Source organism: Streptomyces sp. NPDC088812 (genome assembly GCF_044750285.1).
Taxonomy (GTDB): Bacteria; Actinomycetota; Actinomycetes; order Streptomycetales; family Streptomycetaceae; genus Streptomyces.
Genome location: NZ_JBIVJP010000002.1, coordinates 385,835 through 407,704 on the forward strand (window position 1 = coordinate 385,835; position 21,870 = coordinate 407,704).

25 protein-coding genes are annotated in these 21,870 nt (G+C 72.7%); 14 read left to right on the forward strand and 11 right to left on the reverse strand.

Features of this window, described 5'->3' with window-relative positions; translation table 11 throughout:
- Positions 1-112: 112 nt before the first annotated feature.
- Together ACIP67_RS05485 and ACIP67_RS05490 are read right to left on the reverse strand one after the other, a co-directional pair.
- A complete protein-coding gene (locus ACIP67_RS05485; RefSeq protein WP_016825826.1) occupies positions 113-292 on the reverse strand; it encodes an FxLD family lanthipeptide in 180 nt (59 codons plus the stop codon).
- 603 nt (positions 293-895) lie between these two features.
- Positions 896-1,342, reverse strand: a complete 447-nt coding sequence (locus ACIP67_RS05490; protein ID WP_401687726.1) for an ATP-binding protein — start codon at positions 1,340-1,342, stop codon at positions 896-898.
- Between the two features lie 241 nt (positions 1,343-1,583).
- On the opposite strand from ACIP67_RS05490, the gene ACIP67_RS05495 reads away from it, so the two are divergent.
- From ACIP67_RS05495 to ACIP67_RS05520, 6 genes are all read left to right on the forward strand, one after another.
- On the forward strand, positions 1,584-2,867 hold the full coding sequence (locus ACIP67_RS05495) for an XRE family transcriptional regulator (protein WP_401687729.1): 1,284 nt from the start codon (positions 1,584-1,586) through the stop codon (positions 2,865-2,867).
- Complete coding sequence (locus tag ACIP67_RS05500) at positions 2,864-3,412, forward strand: GNAT family N-acetyltransferase (protein ID WP_401687732.1); 549 nt, start codon at positions 2,864-2,866, stop codon at positions 3,410-3,412. The genes ACIP67_RS05495 and ACIP67_RS05500 overlap by 4 nt, the downstream gene beginning before the upstream one ends.
- A 52-nt stretch (positions 3,413-3,464) precedes the next feature.
- Complete coding sequence (locus tag ACIP67_RS05505; RefSeq protein ID WP_401687735.1) at positions 3,465-3,716, forward strand: hypothetical protein; 252 nt, start codon at positions 3,465-3,467, stop codon at positions 3,714-3,716.
- A gap of 286 nt (positions 3,717-4,002) precedes the next feature.
- Positions 4,003-4,323 carry a hypothetical protein gene (locus ACIP67_RS05510; RefSeq protein ID WP_401687738.1) on the forward strand — a complete coding sequence of 107 codons (321 nt, stop codon included), beginning with the start codon at positions 4,003-4,005 and terminating at the stop codon, positions 4,321-4,323.
- Positions 4,324-4,497: 174 nt separating this feature from the next.
- On the forward strand, positions 4,498-5,496 hold the full coding sequence (locus ACIP67_RS05515) for a sporulation protein (RefSeq protein WP_401687741.1): 999 nt from the start codon (positions 4,498-4,500) through the stop codon (positions 5,494-5,496).
- A gap of 119 nt (positions 5,497-5,615) precedes the next feature.
- A complete protein-coding gene (locus ACIP67_RS05520) occupies positions 5,616-6,071 on the forward strand; it encodes a tellurite resistance TerB family protein (RefSeq protein WP_389519194.1) in 456 nt (151 codons plus the stop codon).
- 49 nt (positions 6,072-6,120) lie between these two features.
- Here ACIP67_RS05520 and ACIP67_RS05525 read toward each other — a convergent pair whose 3' ends face one another.
- The 5 genes from ACIP67_RS05525 to ACIP67_RS05545 all read right to left on the reverse strand — a co-directional run bounded on the left by ACIP67_RS05525 (position 6,121) and on the right by ACIP67_RS05545 (position 10,848).
- On the reverse strand, positions 6,121-7,065 hold the full coding sequence (locus ACIP67_RS05525) for a M56 family metallopeptidase (protein ID WP_401687744.1): 945 nt from the start codon (positions 7,063-7,065) through the stop codon (positions 6,121-6,123).
- Positions 7,066-7,071: 6 nt separating this feature from the next.
- Positions 7,072-7,542 carry a BlaI/MecI/CopY family transcriptional regulator gene (locus ACIP67_RS05530; RefSeq protein ID WP_401687746.1) on the reverse strand — a complete coding sequence of 157 codons (471 nt, stop codon included), beginning with the start codon at positions 7,540-7,542 and terminating at the stop codon, positions 7,072-7,074.
- A gap of 107 nt (positions 7,543-7,649) precedes the next feature.
- Positions 7,650-8,630: a TAXI family TRAP transporter solute-binding subunit gene (locus tag ACIP67_RS05535; protein ID WP_401687749.1), complete on the reverse strand. Its 981-nt coding sequence runs from the start codon at positions 8,628-8,630 to the stop codon at positions 7,650-7,652.
- A 74-nt stretch (positions 8,631-8,704) separates the two neighbouring features.
- Positions 8,705-10,144 carry a sensor histidine kinase gene (locus ACIP67_RS05540; protein WP_401687752.1) on the reverse strand — a complete coding sequence of 480 codons (1,440 nt, stop codon included), beginning with the start codon at positions 10,142-10,144 and terminating at the stop codon, positions 8,705-8,707.
- Positions 10,145-10,155: 11 nt separating this feature from the next.
- Positions 10,156-10,848, reverse strand: a complete 693-nt coding sequence (locus ACIP67_RS05545; RefSeq protein ID WP_401687755.1) for a response regulator transcription factor — start codon at positions 10,846-10,848, stop codon at positions 10,156-10,158.
- A 165-nt stretch (positions 10,849-11,013) separates the two neighbouring features.
- Between ACIP67_RS05545 and ACIP67_RS05550 the strand changes: the two genes are divergently transcribed.
- From ACIP67_RS05550 to ACIP67_RS05575, 6 genes are all read left to right on the forward strand, one after another.
- Positions 11,014-12,039, forward strand: a complete 1,026-nt coding sequence (locus ACIP67_RS05550; RefSeq protein ID WP_401687758.1) for an amidohydrolase family protein — start codon at positions 11,014-11,016, stop codon at positions 12,037-12,039.
- Positions 12,040-12,044: 5 nt separating this feature from the next.
- On the forward strand, positions 12,045-12,983 hold the full coding sequence (locus tag ACIP67_RS05555) for an amidohydrolase family protein (protein WP_401687761.1): 939 nt from the start codon (positions 12,045-12,047) through the stop codon (positions 12,981-12,983).
- An 80-nt stretch (positions 12,984-13,063) separates the two neighbouring features.
- Positions 13,064-14,422, forward strand: coding sequence for an MFS transporter (locus tag ACIP67_RS05560; RefSeq protein WP_401687764.1), 1,359 nt, complete (start codon positions 13,064-13,066; stop codon positions 14,420-14,422).
- 411 nt (positions 14,423-14,833) lie between these two features.
- The gene (locus ACIP67_RS05565) at positions 14,834-15,037 is read left to right on the forward strand and encodes a cold-shock protein (RefSeq protein ID WP_401687767.1); all 204 of its coding nucleotides are present in this window, start codon (positions 14,834-14,836) and stop codon (positions 15,035-15,037) included.
- Positions 15,038-15,272: 235 nt separating this feature from the next.
- Positions 15,273-16,769 (forward strand): DEAD/DEAH box helicase, encoded by a 1,497-nt coding sequence (locus ACIP67_RS05570; RefSeq protein ID WP_401687770.1) that lies wholly within the window; start codon positions 15,273-15,275, stop codon positions 16,767-16,769.
- Between the two features lie 137 nt (positions 16,770-16,906).
- Positions 16,907-17,212, forward strand: coding sequence for an SCO5918 family protein (locus tag ACIP67_RS05575; RefSeq protein WP_401687773.1), 306 nt, complete (start codon positions 16,907-16,909; stop codon positions 17,210-17,212).
- Positions 17,213-17,305: 93 nt separating this feature from the next.
- Here ACIP67_RS05575 and ACIP67_RS05580 read toward each other — a convergent pair whose 3' ends face one another.
- A complete protein-coding gene (locus ACIP67_RS05580; protein WP_401687775.1) occupies positions 17,306-17,701 on the reverse strand; it encodes a hypothetical protein in 396 nt (131 codons plus the stop codon).
- Positions 17,702-17,959: 258 nt separating this feature from the next.
- Here ACIP67_RS05580 and ACIP67_RS05585 point away from each other — a divergent pair, with 258 nt between their 5' ends.
- Entirely contained in the window at positions 17,960-18,310 is a 351-nt protein-coding gene (locus ACIP67_RS05585) for a MerR family transcriptional regulator (RefSeq protein WP_401687778.1), read from the forward strand.
- Between the two features lie 64 nt (positions 18,311-18,374).
- Here the strand turns inward: ACIP67_RS05585 and ACIP67_RS05590 are convergent, their stop codons facing one another.
- Together ACIP67_RS05590 and ACIP67_RS05595 are read right to left on the reverse strand one after the other, a co-directional pair.
- On the reverse strand, positions 18,375-18,770 hold the full coding sequence (locus tag ACIP67_RS05590; protein ID WP_401687781.1) for a hypothetical protein: 396 nt from the start codon (positions 18,768-18,770) through the stop codon (positions 18,375-18,377).
- Positions 18,771-18,772: 2 nt separating this feature from the next.
- Complete coding sequence (locus tag ACIP67_RS05595) at positions 18,773-19,225, reverse strand: MerR family transcriptional regulator (protein WP_401687783.1); 453 nt, start codon at positions 19,223-19,225, stop codon at positions 18,773-18,775.
- Between the two features lie 389 nt (positions 19,226-19,614).
- Between ACIP67_RS05595 and ACIP67_RS05600 the strand changes: the two genes are divergently transcribed.
- Entirely contained in the window at positions 19,615-21,090 is a 1,476-nt protein-coding gene (locus tag ACIP67_RS05600) for a SulP family inorganic anion transporter (RefSeq protein ID WP_401688127.1), read from the forward strand.
- A gap of 56 nt (positions 21,091-21,146) precedes the next feature.
- On the opposite strand, the gene ACIP67_RS05605 is transcribed toward ACIP67_RS05600, so the two are convergent.
- The gene (locus ACIP67_RS05605; protein ID WP_401687785.1) at positions 21,147-21,848 is read right to left on the reverse strand and encodes a VWA domain-containing protein; all 702 of its coding nucleotides are present in this window, start codon (positions 21,846-21,848) and stop codon (positions 21,147-21,149) included.
- Positions 21,849-21,870: the final 22 nt, after the last annotated feature.

Below are 21,870 nucleotides of genomic sequence, written 5' to 3' on the forward strand. Positions count from 1 at the left end.
GGAATGCTGCGGGCAGAGCAACCACCAAGTACCTCCGTAGATGAGGGCCGGGCGGCTGGTGCCGCCGCGAGGAGACGCGGCGGCACCAGACCGGGGTGATCTGGGGACCGGGTCAGGCGACGTTGGTGGTACAGGCGCCGCAGGTGGACCCGCAGTTGTCGTCGGTCAGGTTGACCAGGCCCGCCGGGTCGGCGATCTCGACGAGGGAGACGTCCAGGTCGAAGCCGTCCGATGCCCCCGGGATCTGCGGGCGTACTTCAGTGCGGCTGGGAACTACGGTGCTGCGCGTCATGCTGCAACTCCTCTTGATAGTCGTGGTGTTACTGGGCTGGAGTGCCCACCAGGTGCCGCCACGGGAGCGTTGCCGGACGGCTGCGCCCCGAACGGTTCCTGTCCGCCCGGCATGAGGGGACGTGCTCCGCGTAGGGAGTCCTCGCGGGCTGCCTGCCTCACGCCGGGAAGTCGTGTGCCGGGAGTCTGATCAAGCGGATGTCGGTCGATGCTCCATGAAGTAGGCGAGCGCCTGGGCCTTGAGGCGATCGAGGCACGGCTCGCACGTGCAGAAGGGGGCGTGCTGACCGTCCCACTGCACCGGGCCGAGCCAGATCACCAGGACGCCGGTACGCGCGCAGCCGAGCCAGCAATCACCGGTGATCCACGGCTACTCCATGGAAGGACGTCCCCCTCTCAGCTGGTCGGATCGTCGATCTGGTGGCCTGGCAGTCGAGAGCGAAGGCCCAGAGCCGGAACGGCAGGCCCCGGTGGCGTATCTCGCACAGCCGTCCACCGCCCGCTCCCAGTGGCCAGTTGCAGAGGGCGCAGTCCATGGCCACCTGCCGGCGGGGCCGGAGTCGGGCCACATCCGGAAGGGGCGAGGGTGCCGTGGCCGGGACGCTCACCTGCCGTCCTCGGTACGGAGTTCCGCCCATACCGTTTTGCCCCAGGGACGTCTGTCCGAGCCGTGCAGGTCGTAGCCCCAGCGGTCGGCGACAGCGTCGACGAGGAGCAGCCCGCGGCCCGATTCGTCGTCGTCAGCCGCCTGGCTGAGTGTGGGAAGACGCGATGGTTCCCGGTCCACGACCCCGACACGCAGTCGAGTCGCACTCGGCCGCCCAACCGTGAGGCGAATCTCGGGACACGGAGTGTGCCTGGAGGCGTTCGCGATGAGCTCCGTGATGATCAGCGCGGCACGGTCGGCGAGGCCGTCGAGGTGCCACACACCGAGGACGCCCCGAACGAGCTCGCGGCCGAGCTCGGCCGTGGACGGCTCGCACGGGAAGGTCTGGCTGTACGTGGGGTGGCCGGCGGAGAGGGCCTCAACTGTCTTTCTCAGACTCGTCATCGGGGTGGAGCCTTCGTGTCGTCTCGGCGCCCGGCCCGCCCCCGCGGGGGAACCTCAGGGGCAGGCCGGGCCGTCAACAGCCACCCGCACGGTGGGGCGCGGCGGGCGACCAGCACCCAGACAACTGCCTCTGCCAGCACCTTGGTTAGGACGTTCAGGTGCTCAGTCGACGGACCGACTTAGGGTGTTTTGACTTCTCCTTTACCTGGCGGGTGAGGATCGTGCGGGCTACCGTGCCCGCATGGACATCCCCCGCAACACCGTTCTTGAGGCATGGATGACCGAACACGGCTACAGCTCCAACAGCTTCGCCGAGGCCGTGAACAGGGCCATTGAACGGTTGACCGGACGCCCTGGTGGCCTCGACGGATCGTCGGTCCGGGCATGGAAAGCGGGCCGGGTCACGTGGCCGAAGTCGGCTGCCCGCACGGCACTTGAGGACGTCACAGGTCTACCCGCCGTCGCTTTAGGGTTCGTGCCACGGAGCCGGCCTTCGTCCACCCCGGCCCCACCGCAGCAGGAGGACCCCGACATGAAGCGCCGCACCCTCGTCGGCAGCATCGCGGCGGCTGCCGCCGCAGCAGCCGCACCCGGCACCGCATCACCGCGCCGTATCGGCATGAGCGACGTCAACCGCCTCAACAAGCGCTTCACCGAGATCATCGCCAGCGACCACCGCCACGGCGGCCAACTCGGCATCGAACAACGGGCCGCCGCCCTCGCCGACGAGGCACTCAACCTCCAGAACGCCGGCAGCGCCACCCAGCGGGTACGAAGCAGCCTCTACGCTTCAGCAGCCGCCTTCCGCTCCTCCGCGATGTGGGCGGCCATCGACGGCCGGCGCTACGACGTCGCCAAGGCGCACATGCGCGAGGCCCAGGCCCTCGCCGAGATGTCCGGCGACCAGGCGATCAAGTTCCGCATCTGGAGTCACGCGGGCACGATGTACCGGCACATGGGCCGACCCGCCGACGCGTTCGCTGCCAACGACGTCGCACGCAACCTGCACCTCACCCGCCGAGACCCCCTGTTCGCCTCCCTCGGTCTGGCCCGCCAGGGCGCCATCCACGGCGCGGCACAGGACCCTACCGGCACCCGCCGGGCCTTCGAGCAGGCCCAAGACGCCATGCTGCGCGCCGACCCCGCCGACTACCGGCCGGTGTGGATGTTCGCCTTCTACGACCAAGCCGAGCTGGACTCCCTGGCCCTCTCCGCGCACTTGGCCCTCGGTGACTACTCGACCGCCGAGTACCACGCCCACCGCTGCCTGTCCACCCTCCGGCCCCACATGATTCGTTCCCGGGCCATCACCACCACCCGGCTCGCTCACGCCCAGCTCGCCCAGGGCGCCCCCGACGCCGCCACAGCCACCGCGATGGAGGTCCCCGCCGAAGCAGCCACCCAGCACCCCCGGGTCACGCGCATGCTGCAGGAGTTCGGGGCCGCACTGCGCGCCACGGCGCCGAGCAGCTCAACCGTGCAGGCCTGGACCGAGCACACCGCCGCCTGGAGGGTGGCCGCATGACCACGGCGCCCGCCATCGAACTGCGCACCTTCACCACCCTCGACACCGTCCGCGGCGACCTTCTCGACGTGTACGCCGACGTACGCGCCCCACTCCTCCACCTGCCGAACTACGCCGTCACCGCGTTCGGCGAGCGTCTGGACCGGCACGGCACCGAGCCGGGGTTCACTGCCGTCCTGGCGTACGCGGACGGACATCCGGTCGGCTACGCCTACGGCAACACCATCGAGCACGGCGACCGGTACTGGCAGCGCACCGATCCGACACCGGCGGAGAAGTACACCGAGTGCCCGGCCGTGGCCTTGAAGGAAATCGGCGTCCGCTCAGCCTGGCGGAAAACCGGCATCGCCCGCCGCATTCATGACGCCCTCATCGCCACGCGCGACGAGCCGTTCGTCACGCTCATGGTCAATCCGGCCGCCGGCGGCGGAAAGGTCCACGCGCTCTACAGGTCGTGGGGTTACGAGGACATCGGGCGGAGCCAGCCGTCGCCGGCCTCGCCGGTCCTTACCGTGATGGTCCGATCCAGCCACTACTGCGGTTGAACTGGTCATGTCGCTGGATGTGCAGGCGGGCTGAACAGTCAGGCCGGTCTCGGTGAGTCAGCGGCAGGAGTACGTGCTGCGCGTCTACCCGTTCGCGGCGACGTTCCTGCCGGGCCACAAGCTCGTCGCGGAGCTGTCCAACACCGAGCCGCTCGCCGACGAGCACAACACGCTGCTGCCGCCGGACGCCTTCCACCTGCCGGTCAGCCGCCCCGTGACCCACAAGATCTACCGCGACGCGGCCCACCCGTCGCGACTGGTGCTGCCCTTCACCACGCGCGGGACGGCGACGGAGCGGCCGTAGCCGAACCGGCCGTCACGGGCCGTCCGGACCGCGCGAGCCGTCCGGACCGCGCCAGGAGAAGAGTCACGGAATTCTCATCTTCTCCCCATGGCACGACCAGGAACGCACCGCATCATGGTCCAGCTCTCACCGGGAGCGTCGGGTTCCGCACGGTTCGCAGGGAGGCGCCAGCGATGGTCTTGGGCAGTCCGACGGTGCGTCAGGTGACTCGCGCCGGGGGGCGCCCGTGCTGAACGGCAGGCACGACGGGAGGTGCCGATGTACCTGTCCCGGCGCGACGGTCTGGGTGACGGGCCCCTCGACGGCCGACCGGCTCGCGGCCGCCTACGCGCTGGCCGAACGGCTCACGGCCGAATGGCGCCGGGTCGAGGTGCTCGACCGGTACGACGACCTGGGCGCCGACACCCGGCGCACGGGCCTGCTGGCCGAGGTGCTGGCGCGCAACGGGGTCGTGGTGATCGTCCCGTGCACCCCCCAGAGCGTCACCGCCGTCCGCGACCGCCACGCGGCGAGCGGCACCCGGTACGTCGAGGTCCGTGTCGACGAGCGGGACACCCCGGAGCGGACGGCGGCCACGATGCACGGGCTCCTCGCAGGTCACGGCTGACCGGCGCGCGACGACTCGGGGCGGGCGCCGGCGCGAACGGGCCCTGCGTGAACGAGCCCTGTGTGACAGGGGGTTGCGCCCGGCACCGCTCCGGCGGCGGGTGACGCACCCCCTATGCTTCTACGTGCCTGTAGAACCAGTAGGTCACCCGCACGTGAAGGAGTGGACGCCACGATGGTGTTCAAACGACTGCTCGGATCGCTCGGCCTCGGCGGCCCCACGGTCGACACGGTCCTCGACCCCGGAACCGCCCGCCCCGGCGGCGCACTGACCGGCCAGGTCCGGCTCGAGGGCGGCGACGCCGACTTCGACGTCGAGCACATCACCCTGGAGCTGGTCGCACGGGTCGAGGCCGAGCACGAGGACGGGGAGAGCGAGGGCGTGGTCGCCTTCGAGCGGTTCACCGTCGGCGGCGGGTTCCGCCTCGCGGCGGGCGAGGAGCGCAGCGTCCCCTTCACCATGGCGCTGCCGTGGGAGACGCCCGTCACCGAGCTGTACGGGCAGGGCCTGGGCATCGTCCTCGGCGTACGGACCGAACTGGCCGTGGCCGGCGCCAGGGACAAGGGCGACCTGGACCAGCTGGACGTCGCCCCGCTGCCCGTGCAGGAGGCGGTCCTCGAAGCGCTCGGGCAGCTCGGCTTCGGCTTCCGCTCCGCCGACCTGGAGTACGGGCGCATCGGCGGCACCGGCCAGCAGCTGCCCTTCTACCAGGAGATCGAGCTGACCCCGGCGCCGCAGTACGCACACCAGGTCAACGAGATCGAGCTGACCTTCCTGGCCGGTCCGGCCGGCGTGGAGGTCGTCCTGGAGGCGGACAAGCGCGGCGGCCTCTTCTCCTCCGGCCACGACGCGCTCACCCGGTTCACCGTGGGGCACCACGACTCCCGCGACTGGAACACCGAGGTCGACGGCTGGATCCGCCACCTGGTCGAGCACCGGGCGGCGTACGACTCCCACGCCTCCTACGGACACGAGGGTCACTCCGGCCACGGGTACGGCGATCACGGCCACGACGGCCACCGCTCGGGGCCCGGTATGGGCACCGCCGTCGCCGCGGGCGCGGCCGGGCTCGCGGTCGGTGTCGTCGGCGGCATGGTGGCGGCCGAAGTGATCGACGAGGTGGGGGACTTCTTCGAGGGCGACGACGAGGGAGAGGGGGGAGAAGAGGACTGAGGCGCGCGGGCGGGAACTCACCGGGCGGCACACTCGTTTCTACATTGCTGTAGAAATTAACCGGGACGCCGGCTGCCGCCCGGGCAGGACGGGCCCCCGACCGACCGTACGGAGTTCTCATGGCCCTCTGGGACCGCATCAAGGATTCCGCCACTCAGATGCAGACGCAGCTCGTGGCGAAGAAGAACGACCTCAAGAGCGGCGCCTTCCGGGACGCCGCCATGGCGATGTGCGCGCTGGTCGCGGCGGCGGACGGCACCATCGATCCGTCCGAACGCCGGCGCGTGGCCCAGCTGATCGCCACCAACGAGGTGTTGCAGAACTTCGACGCCATGGACCTCCAGCGCCGTTTCGACGACAACCTGGACAAGCTCACCGCCGACTTCGACTTCGGCAAGGTCAGCGTGTTGCAGGAGGTCGCCAAGGCCAGGAAGAAGCCCGCCGAGGCACGCGCCGTCATCCAGATCGGCGTCGTCATCGGCGGCGCCGACGGCGACTTCGACAAGACCGAGCAGGCCGTGGTCCGCGAGGCGTGCTTCGCCCTCGACCTGCCGCCGCACGAGTTCGACCTCTGACCGCCGCGCGGCGCCCCCGGCCCGCGAACGGCCTGCGCACCGGCCCGGTTCAGAAGGGCGTCGCCGCGCGCAGGATGAGGACCATCGTCACGGCGGAGTTCGCGGAGGACATCGCGGAGGCGGCCGTTCCCGCCGCCGCGCCCCAGGCCGCCAGGCCGACCGAGGTGAACACCGGCGGCCAGCTGCGCACCGCGGGCGCCGGGCCGAGCAGGGCCGCCACCCTGCGCGGCACGGGTCCCGGCGCCGGCCCGGGCGCCGCGAAACCAGCGAGCGTGGCCACGGGGGTCCCGCGGGAGACGAGGGCCGCCTTGCCGATCGCGCACGCCACCGTACGGCGGCTGCCGACGGCCTCGGCCGCCTCCTCGTCCGCCCACCGCTCCGCCGTGTAGGCCACCGCCGTGCACAGCGGCCGCAGGAACGGGTTGGCCCGCGCGGCCAGCCGGACGGCGAGCAGGAACCGGTGGTGCCGGGCGGTGAGGTGGGCCCGCTCATGGGCGAACAGGGCGCGCCGCTCGGCCGGTTCGAGGCGGTCCAGCAGACCGGTGGTCACCACGATCCGGTCGCGGCGGCGGCCCGGCAGCGCGTACGCGTACGGAACGTCGTCCGGCAGGACCGCCACCCGTGTGCCCGGCATTCCGGCGAGCGCGCGGTGCGCCCGGCGGCGCACCCGGCCGTGCCGCCACAGGGTCCGGCCGCAGGCCACCACCACCGCGCACAGCGCGGGGATGGCCGCCTTGCCGACGACCTCGTCGTAGGGGACGGCCGCCCGCACCTCGGGGTCCGACCAGCCGTCGGGCAGCGGGTTGCCGGGCAGCTGTGCGGTGCCGACCACCATCACCAGCCCCAGGCACACCGAACTGCACACGGCCATGACCGCGGCCACCCCGGTCAGCAGCCTCGTCGCGGTCCGCGGATGCAGCCGCTGCTCGGCCAGGCGCGCGATCGGCCAGGCGCTCAGCGGCAGGACCAGCGGCAGAAAGACGAACACCCCCATGAGGCTTCAGCCGTCTCCTTCGCTTCCCTCGCCGTATTCGCTTCCCTCGCCGTGTCCGCTTCCCTCGCCGTGTCCGCTTCCCTCGCCGTGTCCGCTTCCGTCGTCCGCGGGCCGGCCCAGCAGTTCGCGCAGCAGCCGCTCGTCCTGCGGGCCGAGGCCGGTGACGAAGCTGGCCAGCACCGCCTCCCGGTCGCTCTCGGCGTCCAGCACCTTGCGCATCCGGTGCGCGGCCAGGCCCGCCTGGTCCGAGGCGGGCGTCCAGGCGAAGGACCGGCCGGCCCGCTCCCGCGTGACGGCGCCCTTGGCCAGCAGCCGGGTCAGGATGGTGATCACCGTCGTATAGGCGAGGTCGCCGCCCAGCCGCTCCTGCACCCAGCCCGCGGTCGCCGGACCGTCCGCCTCCCGCAGCGCGGACAGGACGAGCGACTCCAGCTCGCCCTGTCCGCGCCGCCGGGCACGCTGCCGGTGATCCGTCACGTCCGTCTCCTCTCCGCCGGCCCCGCGTTCACGAGCGGTCCATCGTAGGGCCACCGGCGCCCGGCACCCGGCGTCCGGCACCCGGCCCTCCGCACCCCGCCCCGGGCTCAGCCGTGCAGGGCGCGGTACGCCGCGGCCGCGCCCGGGTGCAGCGGGACGGCGCCCGTGCCGATCAGGCTGCCGACGTCGAGGAACTGGGTGCCGACGGCGTTGTCGGGGACGAGGGCGGACGCCCGCAGGACGAGGAGCCGGGTGAGCGCCTCGGCGACGGCGCGGGGCAGGTCGGGGCGGCTCACCAGCAGGTTGGACACGCCGATGGTGGCGACTCCGCCCGCCGTCCGGTACGCGCTCTGCGGCAGGGTCACCTCCTCCAGGCCGGAGCCGGCCAGGCCGTCGGCGCCGCCGAGCCGGGGCAGCAGGCCGGCCAGCGGCAGGAAGCGCAGGCCGGGGCGGTCGTCGAGGTCGGACAGGACGGGCAGCGGTACGCCGCCCGCGACGAGCAGGGCGTCGACCGAGCCCGCCCGCATCGCGTCCGCCGCGTCGGCCAGCGGGAGGTGGAGCACCGGCACGTCGGTGCCGGGTGTGAGGCCCGCGGCGTGCAGGATCCGCTCGCCGAGCACGGCCGCGCCCGATCCGGCCGCGCCGAGCGAGACGGTGTGCCCGGCCAGGTCGGACACCGCGCGCACGGGCGAGTCGGCACGGACGACGAACTGGAGGTAGGTCTCGTACACCCTGCCGATCGCGCGCAGGGGCACCGGGTGCGGGAAGAGCGTGGTGCCGCGGGCCGCCCGCGCGGTGTCGGTGAGGACGAGTGCGAGGTCGGCGCGGCGGTCGCGGAGCAGTTCGATGTTGGTGACGCTGCCCGCGGTGGTGCGGACACGGCAGCTCAGCCGGGGGTGTGCCGCCTTGAGTTCGGTGGCGAGGAGGCGGCCGAACGCCTCGTAGAACGCCGTGGGCTCACCGGTCGCGAAGCGCAGGACGCCCCTCGGACCAGGACGCTGCCGGGAGGTGTCGGCCGTGAGCACCCCGCCGAGGACCGCGGCGGCCGCCGTGCCGAGGGCGGCGTGGAGGACGGTGCGGCGGTCCACAGGCTGGGGACGGGCTTGGGGACGGGCTTGGGGACGGGCTTGGGGACGGGCTTGGGGACGGGGGCGGGGGCGGGTCATGGCGCGCCACCGTGCGGGTCGGTGCCGGTCGCGGTGCCCGCGGCCGCCGCGACCGGCAGCACCGCCCTGGCGCGCAGCCCCCGCGGCCGGGCCGGCTCCAGCTCCAGCCGTCCTCCCCGCCCCGCCAGCAGTTGTTCGGCGATGGCCAGGCCCAGGCCGGTCCCGGTCGTCCCGGCCCGGCGCTGGCGGCCCGAGCGCCAGAAGCGGGTGGTGGCCAGCGCGAGCTCCTCCGGGTTCAGGCCGGGGCCGTCGTCGGTCACCGTGAGGACCGCGAGCGGGCCCTCGGCGGTGCAGTGGAGCGAGATCTCGGCGCCCGGACCCGCGTACTTGATGGCGTTGTCCAGGAGGACGTCCGCGACCTGGGCGAGTTCGCGGTCCGTGCAGCCGGCCGGGACCGGGGCCGCGGCCGCCCGCAGGACCAGGCGGGCGCCGGAGCGGTGGGCGACCGGCTCCCACAGGCGGTGCCGGTCGGCCGCCACCGCCGTGGCGTCGCAGCGGGCGCCCGACCCGTCGGTCACCGTCAGCTCCCCGGCCCGGTGCTCCGCCGCGGCGAGGGCCAGCAGGTCGTCCAGGAGAGTCTCCAGGCGGTCGAGCTCGGTGGTGACCCCGGTGTAGGTGCGGTCGGCGGACGCGGGCAGGTGGGTGTGCAGGGCGTCGACGCGGAGCCGGAGCGCCGCCATGGGGTTGCGCATCTGGTGGGAGGTGTCGGCGACGAGCCGGCGCTGCTGCTCCAGGGCCGCCGTGACCGTACGGGCCATGCGGTTGAAGCCGGTCGCGAGCCGGCGCAGTTCGGGCGGGCCGCCGGCCCGGGTCTGTTCGGGCGGCAGCCCCGCGGCGAGCCGGCCGACGGCCCGGTCGAGGCGGCGCAGCGGGCTGACCACCCACCCCGTGGCGGCCCGGGCGAGGACCGTGCAGGCCACGGCGACCAGGGCGGTCCCGGCGAGGACGGCGGCCCAGCTCCGGGTGATGTCCTCCGCCGCGTTGCCGACCGAGGCCCGCAGCACGACGGCCCCGGAGACCCGGGTCCCGGTGCCCGCGGGCTCGGCGAACATGCGGTACCCCCGCGACCAGGGGCGCAGCGTGCTCCTGGGGTGCGCGGCCTGGTTGCGCAGGGCCGCGTCGAGCAGCCGGGCGACGGCCGTGTCGGCGGCCCGCATGCCGCCGGTCTGGACGACGGGGCGGCGGCGCGTGTCGGTGACGACGAGCGGTTCCCCGTACAGCCGGGTGTAGCGCCGTGCCTCGGCGACGACGGCCGAGGTGTCCCCGGTCGCCGCGGCCTGGTCCATGAGGGACGCGAAACGGTCGAGGTCGGCGCTGCGGGCGAGGACCAGCTGCTGGGTGCGGTCGGACGCGGTGACCAGCAGCAGCGGCACGGCGAACGCGGCCACCGCGATCACGACGAACACCAGGAGCGCGGCCTGGACCCGGGTGCGCACGCGTCAGCTCCTCAGTCGCCGGGGTGCCCGGGGTTCGCGGAGTCCCCGAAGCGGTAGCCGAAGCCGCGGATCGTGGTGATCAGTTCGGGGTGGCGCAGCTTGGCGCGCAGCTGGGTGAGGTGGACGTCCAGGGAGCGGGAGGTGGACGCGGGGTGGCGGGGGGCGCCCCACACCTCGTCCAGGAGCTGCTCGCGGCTGACCGCCGTGCCCGCGCGCCCGGCCAGCACGGCGAGGATGTCGAACTCCTTGGTGGTCAGGTCCGCCTCCGCCCCGTCGACCCGGACCCGGCGCGCGTCGAGGTCCACCTCGACGTCACCGGCCCGGACCGTCCGTACGGAGGAGGCGCCCCGCGCCGCGTTGCGGCGGGTGACGGCGTCGATGCGGGCGAGGAGCTCGGCGAGGCGCACCGGCTTGACGAGGTAGTCGTCGGCCCCGAGCCGCAGTCCGCGCACGACCGAGCGCTCGTCGCCGCGGGCGGTGAGCACCACCACCGGCAGGTCGCTGACCGCCCGCAGGGCCCGCAGCACGTCCAGACCGTCGGTGTCGGGCAGGCCCAGGTCGAGGAGGAGCAGGTCGGAGCTGCGGTGGTAGGTCAGCACCTCCCTGCCGTACCGCACCCGCCGGGTGACGTGGCCATGGTCGTACAGGACCTCGACGAGCGCCGCGGCCACGCCGTCGTCGTCCTCGGCCAGCAGTATCTGCATCCCGGCCACCTCCTTTCGGCCACCCCCTCAGCCGAATGTAGACCACACCGGCCACGCACCCGCCGAAGTGTTAAGGGGAGGTTAGTTCTGCGTCCGGACCCCTCGTCCGCGGTGCGGCGCCGGGCCAGGCTGCACGGCACCCAGCAGCCCGGAAGGACGCCGTACATGATCATCGACTGTCACGGTCACTACACGACCGCCCCGCCGGCCCTCCAGGCGTGGCGCACCCGGCAGATCGCCTCCCTCACCGACCCGTCGGCCGCCCCCGCCCGCGCGGACCTGCGCATCGGCGACGACGAGCTGCGCGAGACCATCGAGCCGAACCAGCTGCGGCTGATGGACGAGCGCGGCATCGACGTGACGGTCTTCTCGCCCCGCGCGTCGTTCATGGCGCACCACGTCGGGGACTTCGCCACGTCCGCCGCGTGGGCGGCGATCTGCAACGAACTCTGCTACCGGATCAGCCGGTTGTACCCGGAGCGGTTCGTGCCGGCCGCGATGCTCCCGCAGTCGCCCGGTGTCGACCCCGCCACCTGCGTACCGGAGCTCACCCGCTGCGTGGAGGAGTACGGCGCCGTCGCACTGAACCTGAACCCCGACCCCTCGGGCGGCCACTGGACCGCGCCGCCGCTCACCGACCGCTCTTGGTACCCCCTCTACGAGAAGATGGTCGAGTACGACATCCCGGCGATGATCCACGTCAGCACCAGCGTCAACCCCGCCTTCCACACCACGGGCGCGCACTACCTGAACGCCGACACCACGGCGTTCATGCAGCTGGTCCAGGGCGATCTGTTCGCCGACTTCCCGGCCCTGCGCTTCGTGATCCCCCACGGCGGCGGGGCCGTCCCCTACCACTGGGGCCGGTTCCGCGGCCTGGCGATGGCGCTCGGCAAGCCGCCGCTGGAGGAACACGTCCTCGGCAACGTCTTCTTCGACACCTGCGTCTACCACCAGCCCGGCTCCGACCTCCTCTACGACGTCGTCCCGGCCCGGAACATCCTCTTCGCGTCGGAGATGATCGGCGCCGTCCGCGACGTGGACCCGTGCACCGGCCACCACTTCGACGACACGCGCCGCTACGCGGAGGCGGCGAAGCTGTCCGCGGACGACCTGGCGGCGGTCCAGGAGCACAACGCGCGCACCGTGTACCCCCGCCTGGACGCCCTGCTGAAGCGCCAGGGCCGGTGAGCCGCGTGCACACTCCCGCCCCCGGGACTCCCCTCGCCCCCAAGACCCCCGGCTGGCTGGACTGGTACCGGAACCCGTCCGCACCGGCCTTCCGGCTGCCGGCGGGGACCGTCGACACCCACTGCCACGTCTTCGGCCCGCAGGCGGAGTTCCCCTTCGCGCCGGAACGCAAGTACACGCCCTGCGACGGCGGCAAGGACGACCTGTTCGCGCTCCGCGACCACCTGGGCGTCGCCCGCAACGTCATCGTGCAGGCCACCTGCCACGGCGCGGACAACAGCGCCATGGTCGACGCCGTCCGGGCGGCCGGCGGCAGGGCCCGCGGCATCGCGACCGTCCGCCCGGACATCGGCGCGGACGAGCTGCGCGCTCTCGACGCGGCGGGCGTGCGCGGCGTGCGGTTCAACTTCGTACGGCGCCTGGTCGACACCTCGCCCGAGGACGACCTGCGCACGATCGCACGGAAGGTCGCCCCGCTGGGCTGGCACGTCGTCCTCTACTTCGAGAGCGCCGACCTGCCCGAACTGGAGGGCTTCTTCCGGTCGTTGCCGGTTCCGCTGGTGGTGGACCACATGGGGCGGCCGGACGTGACCCGGCCGGCGGACGGGCCGGAGTTCACCCGGTTCCTGCGCTTCGTCGAGGACAACGACGTCTGGGTGAAGGTCACCTGCCCCGAACGCCTCAGCGTGACCGGACCCGCGGCCCTGGACGGCGAACGGCACCCCTACACCGACGTCGTCCCCTTCGGCCGCCGCGTCGTGGAGGAGTTCCCCGACCGGGTGCTGTGGGGCACCGACTGGCCGCACCCCAACCTCACCGGCCACATGCCCGACGACGGACTCCTCGTCGACCACGTCCCGCAGGTGGCGGTCACCGAGGAGCAGCGGCACAAGCTGCTCGTCGCCAACCCCATGGCCCTCTACTGGCCCGACGAGGACCTCTGACGCCCCCGGGCCCCCGTTCCGAGCCCCCGTTCCGAGCCCCCGTTCCGAGACCCTCTCCCCGACTTCGACAAGGGCCGCCCATGCACCACTCCAACGCGCTGAACCGGCTGGACAGGCTCCCGGTCTCCCGGTTCCACAAAGTCACCCTGATCGCCGTCGCCTTCGCCTACTTCTTCGAGTTCGCGGACATCAACAGCTTCGCCACCACCGCGCCGAAACTGATCAAACTGTGGGGTGTGACGGTCGACCAGATCGCCTACGTCACCTCCCTGTCGTTCGTCGGCATGTTCGTCGGGGCGATCGTCGCCGGGTCCATCGCCGACCGGTGGGGCCGCAAGCGGGCGCTGCTGTGGACGACGCTGTCGTTCGGCATCTCCTCGTTCGCGGCGGTGTTCGCCTGGGACCTCGTGTCGCTCGGCGTGTTCCGCGTGCTGACCTCGGCCGGCCTGTCGGCCATGACCGTCGTCGGCGTCGTCTACGTCAACGAGATGTACCCGTCCGCGATCCGCGGCAAGTACCAGGCGTACGCCATCGTCATCGGCATCTGCGGCACCCCCGTCACCAACCTCATCGCCAGCGCGGTCGTCCCGCTCAACGACTGGTCGTGGCGGCTGGTCTACCTCTGGGGCTCCCTGGGCGTCCTGCTCGTGCTGTTCACCCGGCACCTCAAGGAATCGCCCCGCTGGCTGGAGAGCAGGGGCGAGCACGCCGAGGCCGACGCGGTCCTGCGGGAGATCGAGGCGAGCGTCGCGGCGGAGAAGGGCCCCCTCCCCGAACCCGCGCCCCCGGTCGCCGAGACGCCGTCGACGAAGGCGCCGCTGCGGCTGCTCCTGCGGAAGAAGTACCTGCTCCCGACGCTGCTGCTCACCGTGCTGTGGACGACGCAGACCATCGGCTTCTTCGGCTACTCCAGCTGGGCGCCCACCCTGCTGGCCAAGGAGGGCTTCAGCGTCGAGAAGTCCGTCTTCTACGTGGCGCTCACCACGGTCGGCGCGCCGCTCGGCTGCTACCTGGCCTCCCTGGTCACCGACCGGTTCGAGCGCAAGTGGTGCCTGGTCGCCTTCGGCACGGTGATCGCCGGCTGCGGCCTGCTGTACGGGCTCACCTTCGACCCGGTCCTCATCATCGTGTTCGGCTTCCTGGTGAACCTCTTCGAGCGCGGCTACACCGCCCTCGCCTACGCCTACTCCCCCGAGCTGTTCGACACCCGCAGCCGCTCCCTGGGCACCAGCGTCTCCTACGGCTTCGGCCGCCTGTCGAACGCCGCCGGCCCACTGATCGTCGCCGCGCTCTACAACGGCCACGGCTACCGGAGCGTCTTCTGCTTCATCGCCGGCACCTGGCTGGTCGGCGCGATCACCCTGGCCGTCTTCGGCACCCGCACCCGCTCGGCCCGCCTCGCCGAGGCGGCCCGGCAGCGGGAGGGTGCGCCGGCCTGAACGGGCGGCGGGTGCCGGCCGTGACCGGCGGCCGGACCGGTGTGGTATTCGTCTCGCCGTCGCCGGTCCGGTGGGTCCGCCGGCATCCCGCCCACAGTGGCCGCCGGGCTGCCGCCCCGGCCCGTCGGACGAGGTCAGGGCAGTGCGGCCCGGGACGCCCGGGGGCGACACTGCGGTCCGGGCGGATCAATATCTATGGCCGTGAAGTGAGGAATTGACACGGGGCCCCGGGAATATTCCCCCGGCGGCGGGCGGAGTGGAAATATCTGGCGGGCAGGGCCGAAGCCGACATGCTAGTGTCGACGCCAGTTGCAGTTTTGGTTGCCTGGAGGTTTTTCCGACGGGGTGATCATCGCGGCGACCGGAGCGCGCACAGGGCGTGTTCCGAGCACCGTCCCAGAGGAGATTCTCATGGCTTCCGGCACCGTCAAGTGGTTCAACGCGGAAAAGGGCTTCGGCTTCATCGAGCAGGACGGCGGCGGCCCCGACGTCTTCGCCCACTACTCGAACATCAACAGCCAGGGCTTCCGCGAGCTCCTGGAAGGCCAGAAGGTGTCGTTCGACATCGCGCAGGGCCAGAAGGGCCCGACGGCCGAGAACATCACTCCGGCCTGACGTCGTCGTCCCTGACGTCATACTTCGCAGCTGGGGCCCGCACCTTGGGGTGCGGGCCCCAGCTCGCTGCGTTTCAGGGCAACCCGGGGAATTTCCCCCCGGACTGGAAGCCGCCTTTTCCCGTGCGACTTCCCACTTCCCCTGCCCATCATTTCCGGCACGTTCTCGCGATTCTCTGCGCCACTCCATTGCTGCGGGAATTCCTTGGTACGCGCCGCGTCAAGGAAGGCTCCGTATGAACCGCGCACGGACCACCCGTCCGTACGACCGCTCCGGCGGCTCCGCATCCCAGCGCTCCGGCAACCGACGCCGGTCCCAGGGCGGCGGGCGCCGACAGGCCGCGCCCCAGGGCGAGTTCGCGCTCCCCAAGACGATCACGCCCGCGCTGCCCGCGGCCGAGTCGTTCGCCGATCTCGACATGCCCGCGCCGCTGCTGGCCACGCTCGGCCGGGAAGGCGTGACCGTACCGTTCCCCATCCAGGCGGCGACGCTGCCGAACTCCCTGGCCGGCCGGGACGTGCTCGGCCGCGGCCGCACCGGGTCGGGCAAGACCCTCGCCTTCGGCCTCGCGGTGATGGCCCGCACCCAGGGCCGCCGCGCCGAACCACGGCGACCGCTCGCCCTGATCCTCGTCCCCACCCGGGAACTCGCCCAGCAGGTCACCGACGCGCTCACGCCCTACGCCCGCTCCCTGGGCCTGCGGCCGGCCACCGTCGTCGGCGGGATGTCGATCGGCCGGCAGGCCGGGGCACTGCGGTCCGGAGCGGAGATCGTCGTCGCGACGCCGGGACGGCTCAAGGACCTGATCGACCGCGGCGACTGCCGGCTGGACGACGTCGCCGTCACCGTCCTGGACGAGGCCGACCAGATGGCCGACATGGGCTTCATGCCGCAGGTCACCGCGCTGCTCGACCAGGTGCGCCCCGACGGGCAGCGGCTGCTCTTCTCCGCCACCCTGGACCGCAACGTCGATCTGCTGGTCCGCCGCTACCTGTCGGACCCGGTGGTCCACTCCGTCGACCCCTCCGCGGGCGCCGTCACCACGATGGAGCACCACGTGCTCCATGTGCACGACACCGACAAGCACCGGACGACCACCGAGATCGCGGCCCGCGACGGCCGGGTGATCATGTTCCTGGACACCAAGCACGCCGTGGACCGGCTGACCAAGCACCTGCTGAGCAGCGGCGTCCGTGCGGCCGCCCTGCACGGCGGCAAGTCCCAGCCGCAGCGCACCAAGACCCTCGACCGCTTCAAGAACGGGCACGTGACCGTCCTGGTGGCGACCAACGTCGCGGCGCGCGGCATCCACGTCGACGACCTCGACCTCGTCGTCAACGTGGATCCGCCCATCGACCACAAGGACTACCTGCACCGCGGCGGCCGCACGGCCCGCGCCGGCGAGTCCGGCAGCGTCGTCACCCTGGTCACCCCCGACCAGCGCCGCGGCATCAGCCGGCTGATGTCCGCGGCCGGCATCGTCCCGCAGATCACCCAGGTACGTCCGGGTGAGGCGGAGCTCAGCCGCATCACCGGCGCCCAGGCCCCCTCCGGCGTCCCGGTCGTCATCACCGAACCGGCCGCGGAACGCGCCCGCCGCACCCCCTCCGCCGGGAACTCCTCGAACTCCTCGAACCGGAGCCGCCGCGGCCGTACCGGCAAGGGCAGGCCGACCGGCGCCGCGGCGCGCCGCGGCGCACGCCGGCCGTCCGCCGCCGACCCGGCGGCATGAGCCCGGCCGCACGGGACGCGATCGCCTCCCGTGCGGCCGGTCGCGGTCCCGTCGGCGGCAGGACCCCTGTCGCCGGCGGGACCGCGGCCGAGCAGTCCTCCGGCCGGCCCGTCCACCCTCTCTCCCTGTGAGGCACCATGCGCTGTGTCATCGCCCAGTACCCCTTCGAACTGACCCGGGACGGAGTCCTCGCCTCGATGAAGGGCGTCAAGCCCGAGCCCGTCACGGGTGAGTCCGTGACCATCGGCCGCCGCCGCTACCCCGTCAAGCAGGTGGGCGAGGTCATCACCCGTCAGGACCGCCGCGACTTCACCGGCCACGAGGTCACCCGGGCCATGACCCGCCTCGGCTTCACCTGCCACGCCCCCGAGCCCGCGCCCGCGCCCGACCCGGTTCCGGCCGCGTGGCAGCTGCTCGGCGGCACCACGCCCCCGGAACTGTGAGGGACGTGCGGTAGCCGCCGTTCGGCACACCGCGACACCGCGAGGGTCCTGCCGGCGTGTCCGGCGGGACCCTCGCGGCACACGGGCACCGGCTCACTGCTCGAAGTAGCTGAGGTCGCCCACGGTCCAGGCGCTGACGTCGCGGATCGCGACCCGGTACATCCCGCCCGTCTCAGGGATCCCGAGGCTGCCCTGGAGAATCCGCGCGAGGTGGAAGTGCAGGTGCGTGGGCGCCTCCTCGCGGTCGGGCCGCCCCTCCTCTTGGTCGGGCCGCCCCTCCTCGCGCCGGCCGGTGAAGACACCGGAGAACGGGCCCAGCCGGTCCGAGGCGCGCAGGACCTCCGCCACCCGCTCCCGCCACATGGCCTCGGGGGCCAGCCGGCCGGTGAGGACGGCACCGCCGGCCACCACGGTCAGCGACATCTGATTGCTCGGCTCCGACTCCACGACGGCGGCGATGGAGACGAGCAACTCATCAGCGTTCGGCATGGGATCGATTCTATTCAGGGACCGGTCGGGCCCGCCCCGTGCGGGCGGGGACGGGCTGCGGAGAACCGCCGACGGGGCCGGGGGAAGGTCCGGCGGAGGGCCGGGGCTCCCGTGCGGCCGGGGCGCGCGGGGCGACCGGCACCGAAGTCGGGCACCCGAGACCGGCACAGCGGCAGAACCGGCGCATGGTGTTGAATTCGTCCCGGGGCCCGGTGCCGTACGGCACGGGTCCCTCGACGCGTTGCACATCGAGGTGACATGACAGCAGGCAATCCGCTCCACGATCGACTGGACGACGACGACTACCCCGCGTACACGATCGGCCGGGCCGCCGAGATGCTCGGCACCACGCCTGGCTTCCTGCGCGCCCTCGGCGACGCCCGGCTGATCACTCCGCTGCGCTCCGAGGGCGGGCACCGCCGGTACTCCCGCTACCAGCTGCGGATCGCGGCCCGCGCCCGCGAACTCGTCGACAAGGGCACCCCGATCGAGGCGGCCTGCCGCATCGTCATCCTCGAGGACCAGCTGGAGGAAGCCCAGCGGATCAACGCCGAGTACCGCCGTGCGGCGGACGCGGCGGGCGGCGGCCCCGCCCTCCGGTCCGGCTGAGCCGGCTCAGCCCCGCGGCGCCCGCCGTACCGCCTGTCGCCTCACCTGTCGCCGGGTCGCCGTCTCACCCGCCGACGCGGCGGTAGGCGGCGCGGGCGTGTATCAGCCGCCCGGCGAGGGTGCCGGTGAGGGCGGCGGCGAGCAGACAGGCGAGCCAGAAGGTGTCCCGGTGGCCGACCCAGTCGAGCGTGCCCGTGGGCGGAATGCCGAAGGCGTTGAGGAACAGCCAGCACAGGACGGCCGTGCCGGGGGCCGCGGTGAAGCGCGCGCAGACGCCCAGCAGGGCGGCCAGCACGGACAGCGCCGCCAGGGCGAGCCCGGGCCGGTCCTGGCCGACGAAGGCGTTGACGAGCCCCACCAGCAGCAGCGCCCCGCCGAAGGCCGCGGACCACACCACGGGCGTGGCGACGGGATGGGGAACGGGCCTGGCTCCGACTCCGAACGGCGCCCACTCGATCATGTTCACTGCTCCTTCCGGCCTCTCACCGCTGGGCGGGGAGAGGTTCGCTGCCCGTCCGCATCCCGCGCGGTGAGGCGCTCGGCCAGTGTGGCGGCGAAGTCCTCCGCCCGGGAGAGCTGGGTGCGCAGATCCTCGACCCTGCGCCGGGCGGCCCGCTCGAAGCCGCGCACGCGCTCCAGGAGTGCCTCGCGCTCCTCGGGCGGCAGCCCCTCGCCGGTGTCGAGCCGGTCGGTGGCCGCGAGCAGGGCGCGCATCTCGTCGAGGGTGAAGCCGAGCGGCTTCATCCGGCGGACGACCATCAGACGGGCCACGTCGGCCTCGGTGTAGAGGCGGAAGCCGCCCTGGGAACGGGCGGAGGGGATGACGAGGCCGGTCTCCTCGTAGTGCCGGATGGTGCGCAGGGACAGCTCGGTCCGTGCGGCGACCTCGCCGATCTGCATGTGCGCGCTGCTCACGCGGGCTGCCTTCCTGGTCTCTCGCCGCCGCGGCGGCCGGCGCGGCCGCCGGACCCGATCCCTACCCTAACGTCAGGGTAGGGTTGCCGGGTGCCGGGTCGGCGACCACCGCCCGTGCCCCTGGCGCGGGACGCCGTCCCGTCGCCGTCAGCCGTGTCGGGGCCGACGAAGCCCCCGGCGAAGACCGATGTCCGCGGGAGAGAGCGTGCGCGTGCCCAGGGTGCCCCGCGCCGCCGCCTGCCCGCCGTGACCCTTCGCCCCCTACAGGCCTGGCGCTCCGGCGTCCGGCCGTGCCGTCCCTCCCGCGCGCCCGCCGTGATGCCACGGCGGCCCGAGCACGACAGGTTCCGTTCCTCTTGTCCTCCTCCCCGCTGTCCCCGGCCGCCCGGATGCGCGGCGTCCGCCCTCCGGCCTGGCTGTCCGACCCGAAGGTGCTGCGCACCGAGGTGCTGGCCGGGCTCGTGGTCGGCCTGGCGCTGATCCCCGAGGCGATCTCCTTCTCGATCATCGCCGGGGTCGACCCGGCGGTCGGTCTGTCCGCCTCGTTCACGATGGCCGTGACGCTGGCGGTCGTCGGCGGCCGGCCGGCCATGATCTCGGCTGCCACCGGTGCCGTCGCCCTGGTCATCGCCCCGCTGAACCGCGAGCACGGCTTCGGCCACCTGGTCGCGGCGGTGATCCTCGCGGGCGTCCTCCAGATCGTCCTCGGCGCGCTCGGCGTGGCGAAGCTGCTGCGGTTCGTGCCGCGCTCGGTGATGGTCGGCTTCGTCAACTCGCTGGCCGTCCTCGTCTTCATGGCGCAGGTCCCGGAGATGACGGGCGTCCCGTGGCCCGTCTATCCGCTGATCGCGGCCGGGCTGGCGCTGATGGTGTTCTTCCCGAAGGTCACCACGGTGGTCCCGGCGCCCCTGGTGTCCATCGTGATCCTGACCGCCGTCACGGTCGCGGCCGGGATCGCGGTGCCGACCGTGGGCGACAAGGGCGCCCTGCCGTCCTCGCTGCCGACGCCGGGCCTGCCGGACGTGCCGTTCACCCTGGACACGCTGACGACGGTGGCGCCGTACGCGCTCGCCATGGCGCTGGTCGGTCTGATGGAGTCGCTGATGACGGCCAAGCTGGTCGACGACATCACCGACACCCGCTCGTCCAAGACCCGCGAGTCCGTCGGACAGGGCATCGCCAACATCGTCACCGGCTTCTTCGGCGGCATGGGCGGCTGCGCCATGATCGGCCAGACGATGATCAACGTACGGGTCTCCGGCGCCCGCACCCGGCTGTCGACGTTCCTGGCGGGCGCGTTCCTGATGGTGCTGTGCATCGTCCTCGGGCCGGTCGTCTCCGACATCCCCATGGCCGCGCTCGTCGCCGTCATGGTCATGGTGTCGGTGGCCACCTTCGACTGGCACTCGGTCGCGCCGAGGACGCTGAAGCGGATGCCGGCCGGGGAGATCACCGTCATGGTGGTGACCGTCGTGTGCGTGGTCGCCACCCACAACCTCGCCGTCGGCGTCGTCGTCGGCGCCCTGACCGCCCTGGTCGTCTTCGCCCGGCGCGTCGCCCACCTGGCCGAGGTCACCACCGTCACCGACCCCGACGGCACCACCGTCGTCCACCGGGTCACCGGCGAGCTGTTCTTCGCCTCGTCCAACGACCTCGTCGGCCGGTTCGACTACGCCGACGGCCCCGGCCGGGCCGTCATCGACCTGTCCGCCGCGCACATCTGGGACGCCTCCTCCGTCGCCGCGCTCGACGCCGTCGAGACCAAGTACGCCCAGCGCGGCAGGACCGTCGAGATCATCGGCCTGAACGAGCACAGCGCCCGCCTCCACAGCACGCTCAGCGGCGAACTCACGGGCGGCGGCTGAGGGGCGGCCGCCGACGGGTGGGGCGTGGGCACCGCGGGGGCGGTGCCCGCCCGCTCTCAGGCGACGTAGTCGGTCGGCAGCGTGCGGTAGCCCTCCACCTCCTCCGGCACCTGGAGGCTCTGCGCGCGGGCCGACGCCACCAGCGAGTTCAGCAGGCTGCCCATGGCCTGGGACAGGGCCTCGCCGTTGTCGCCGCCGGGGTCCTCCGCGATGTACGCGGCGGCGGTCGCGATCGTGCTGAGCACCGACTCGCTGGCGTCGCCGAAGCCGTACGTGATGATGTGCGGCCGGGGCTTCCAGGAGCGGTCCTGGAGCGCGTCCAGGTCGTGCTTCCACGCGCCGGACGGCTTGTCGGTGGGCAGTCCGTCGGTCAGCAGGAACACGACGGGCCGCAGAACCTGGACGCCGTCCCCGGCCAGTGCGCTGACGTCCTCGGTGATCCGGGCCCTCAGCAGCTCGCACATCGGGCCCACGTTGGTCCATCCGCCGCAGCTGACCGTGGGCAGGGTCTCCAGCGCCTCGATGTCGGTCATCGACGTCACCACGTGCGGCATCGTGTTGAACGAGATCACCGACAGGTGGATGAACTCCGACAGCTGAGGGCTGGTGTAGAGGGTGTCGTAGATCTTCAGCAGCGTCTCGTTGAGGAGCTGCTCGTACGGTTTCATCGACGTGGAGGTGTCCAGGACCAGGTAGGCCGGCAGGCCCTTGGTCTTGAAGGTGCTGTAACCCGCCGATTCCTCGGTGTATCCGGTCATGTTCTCTTCTTCTTCCTTCTGT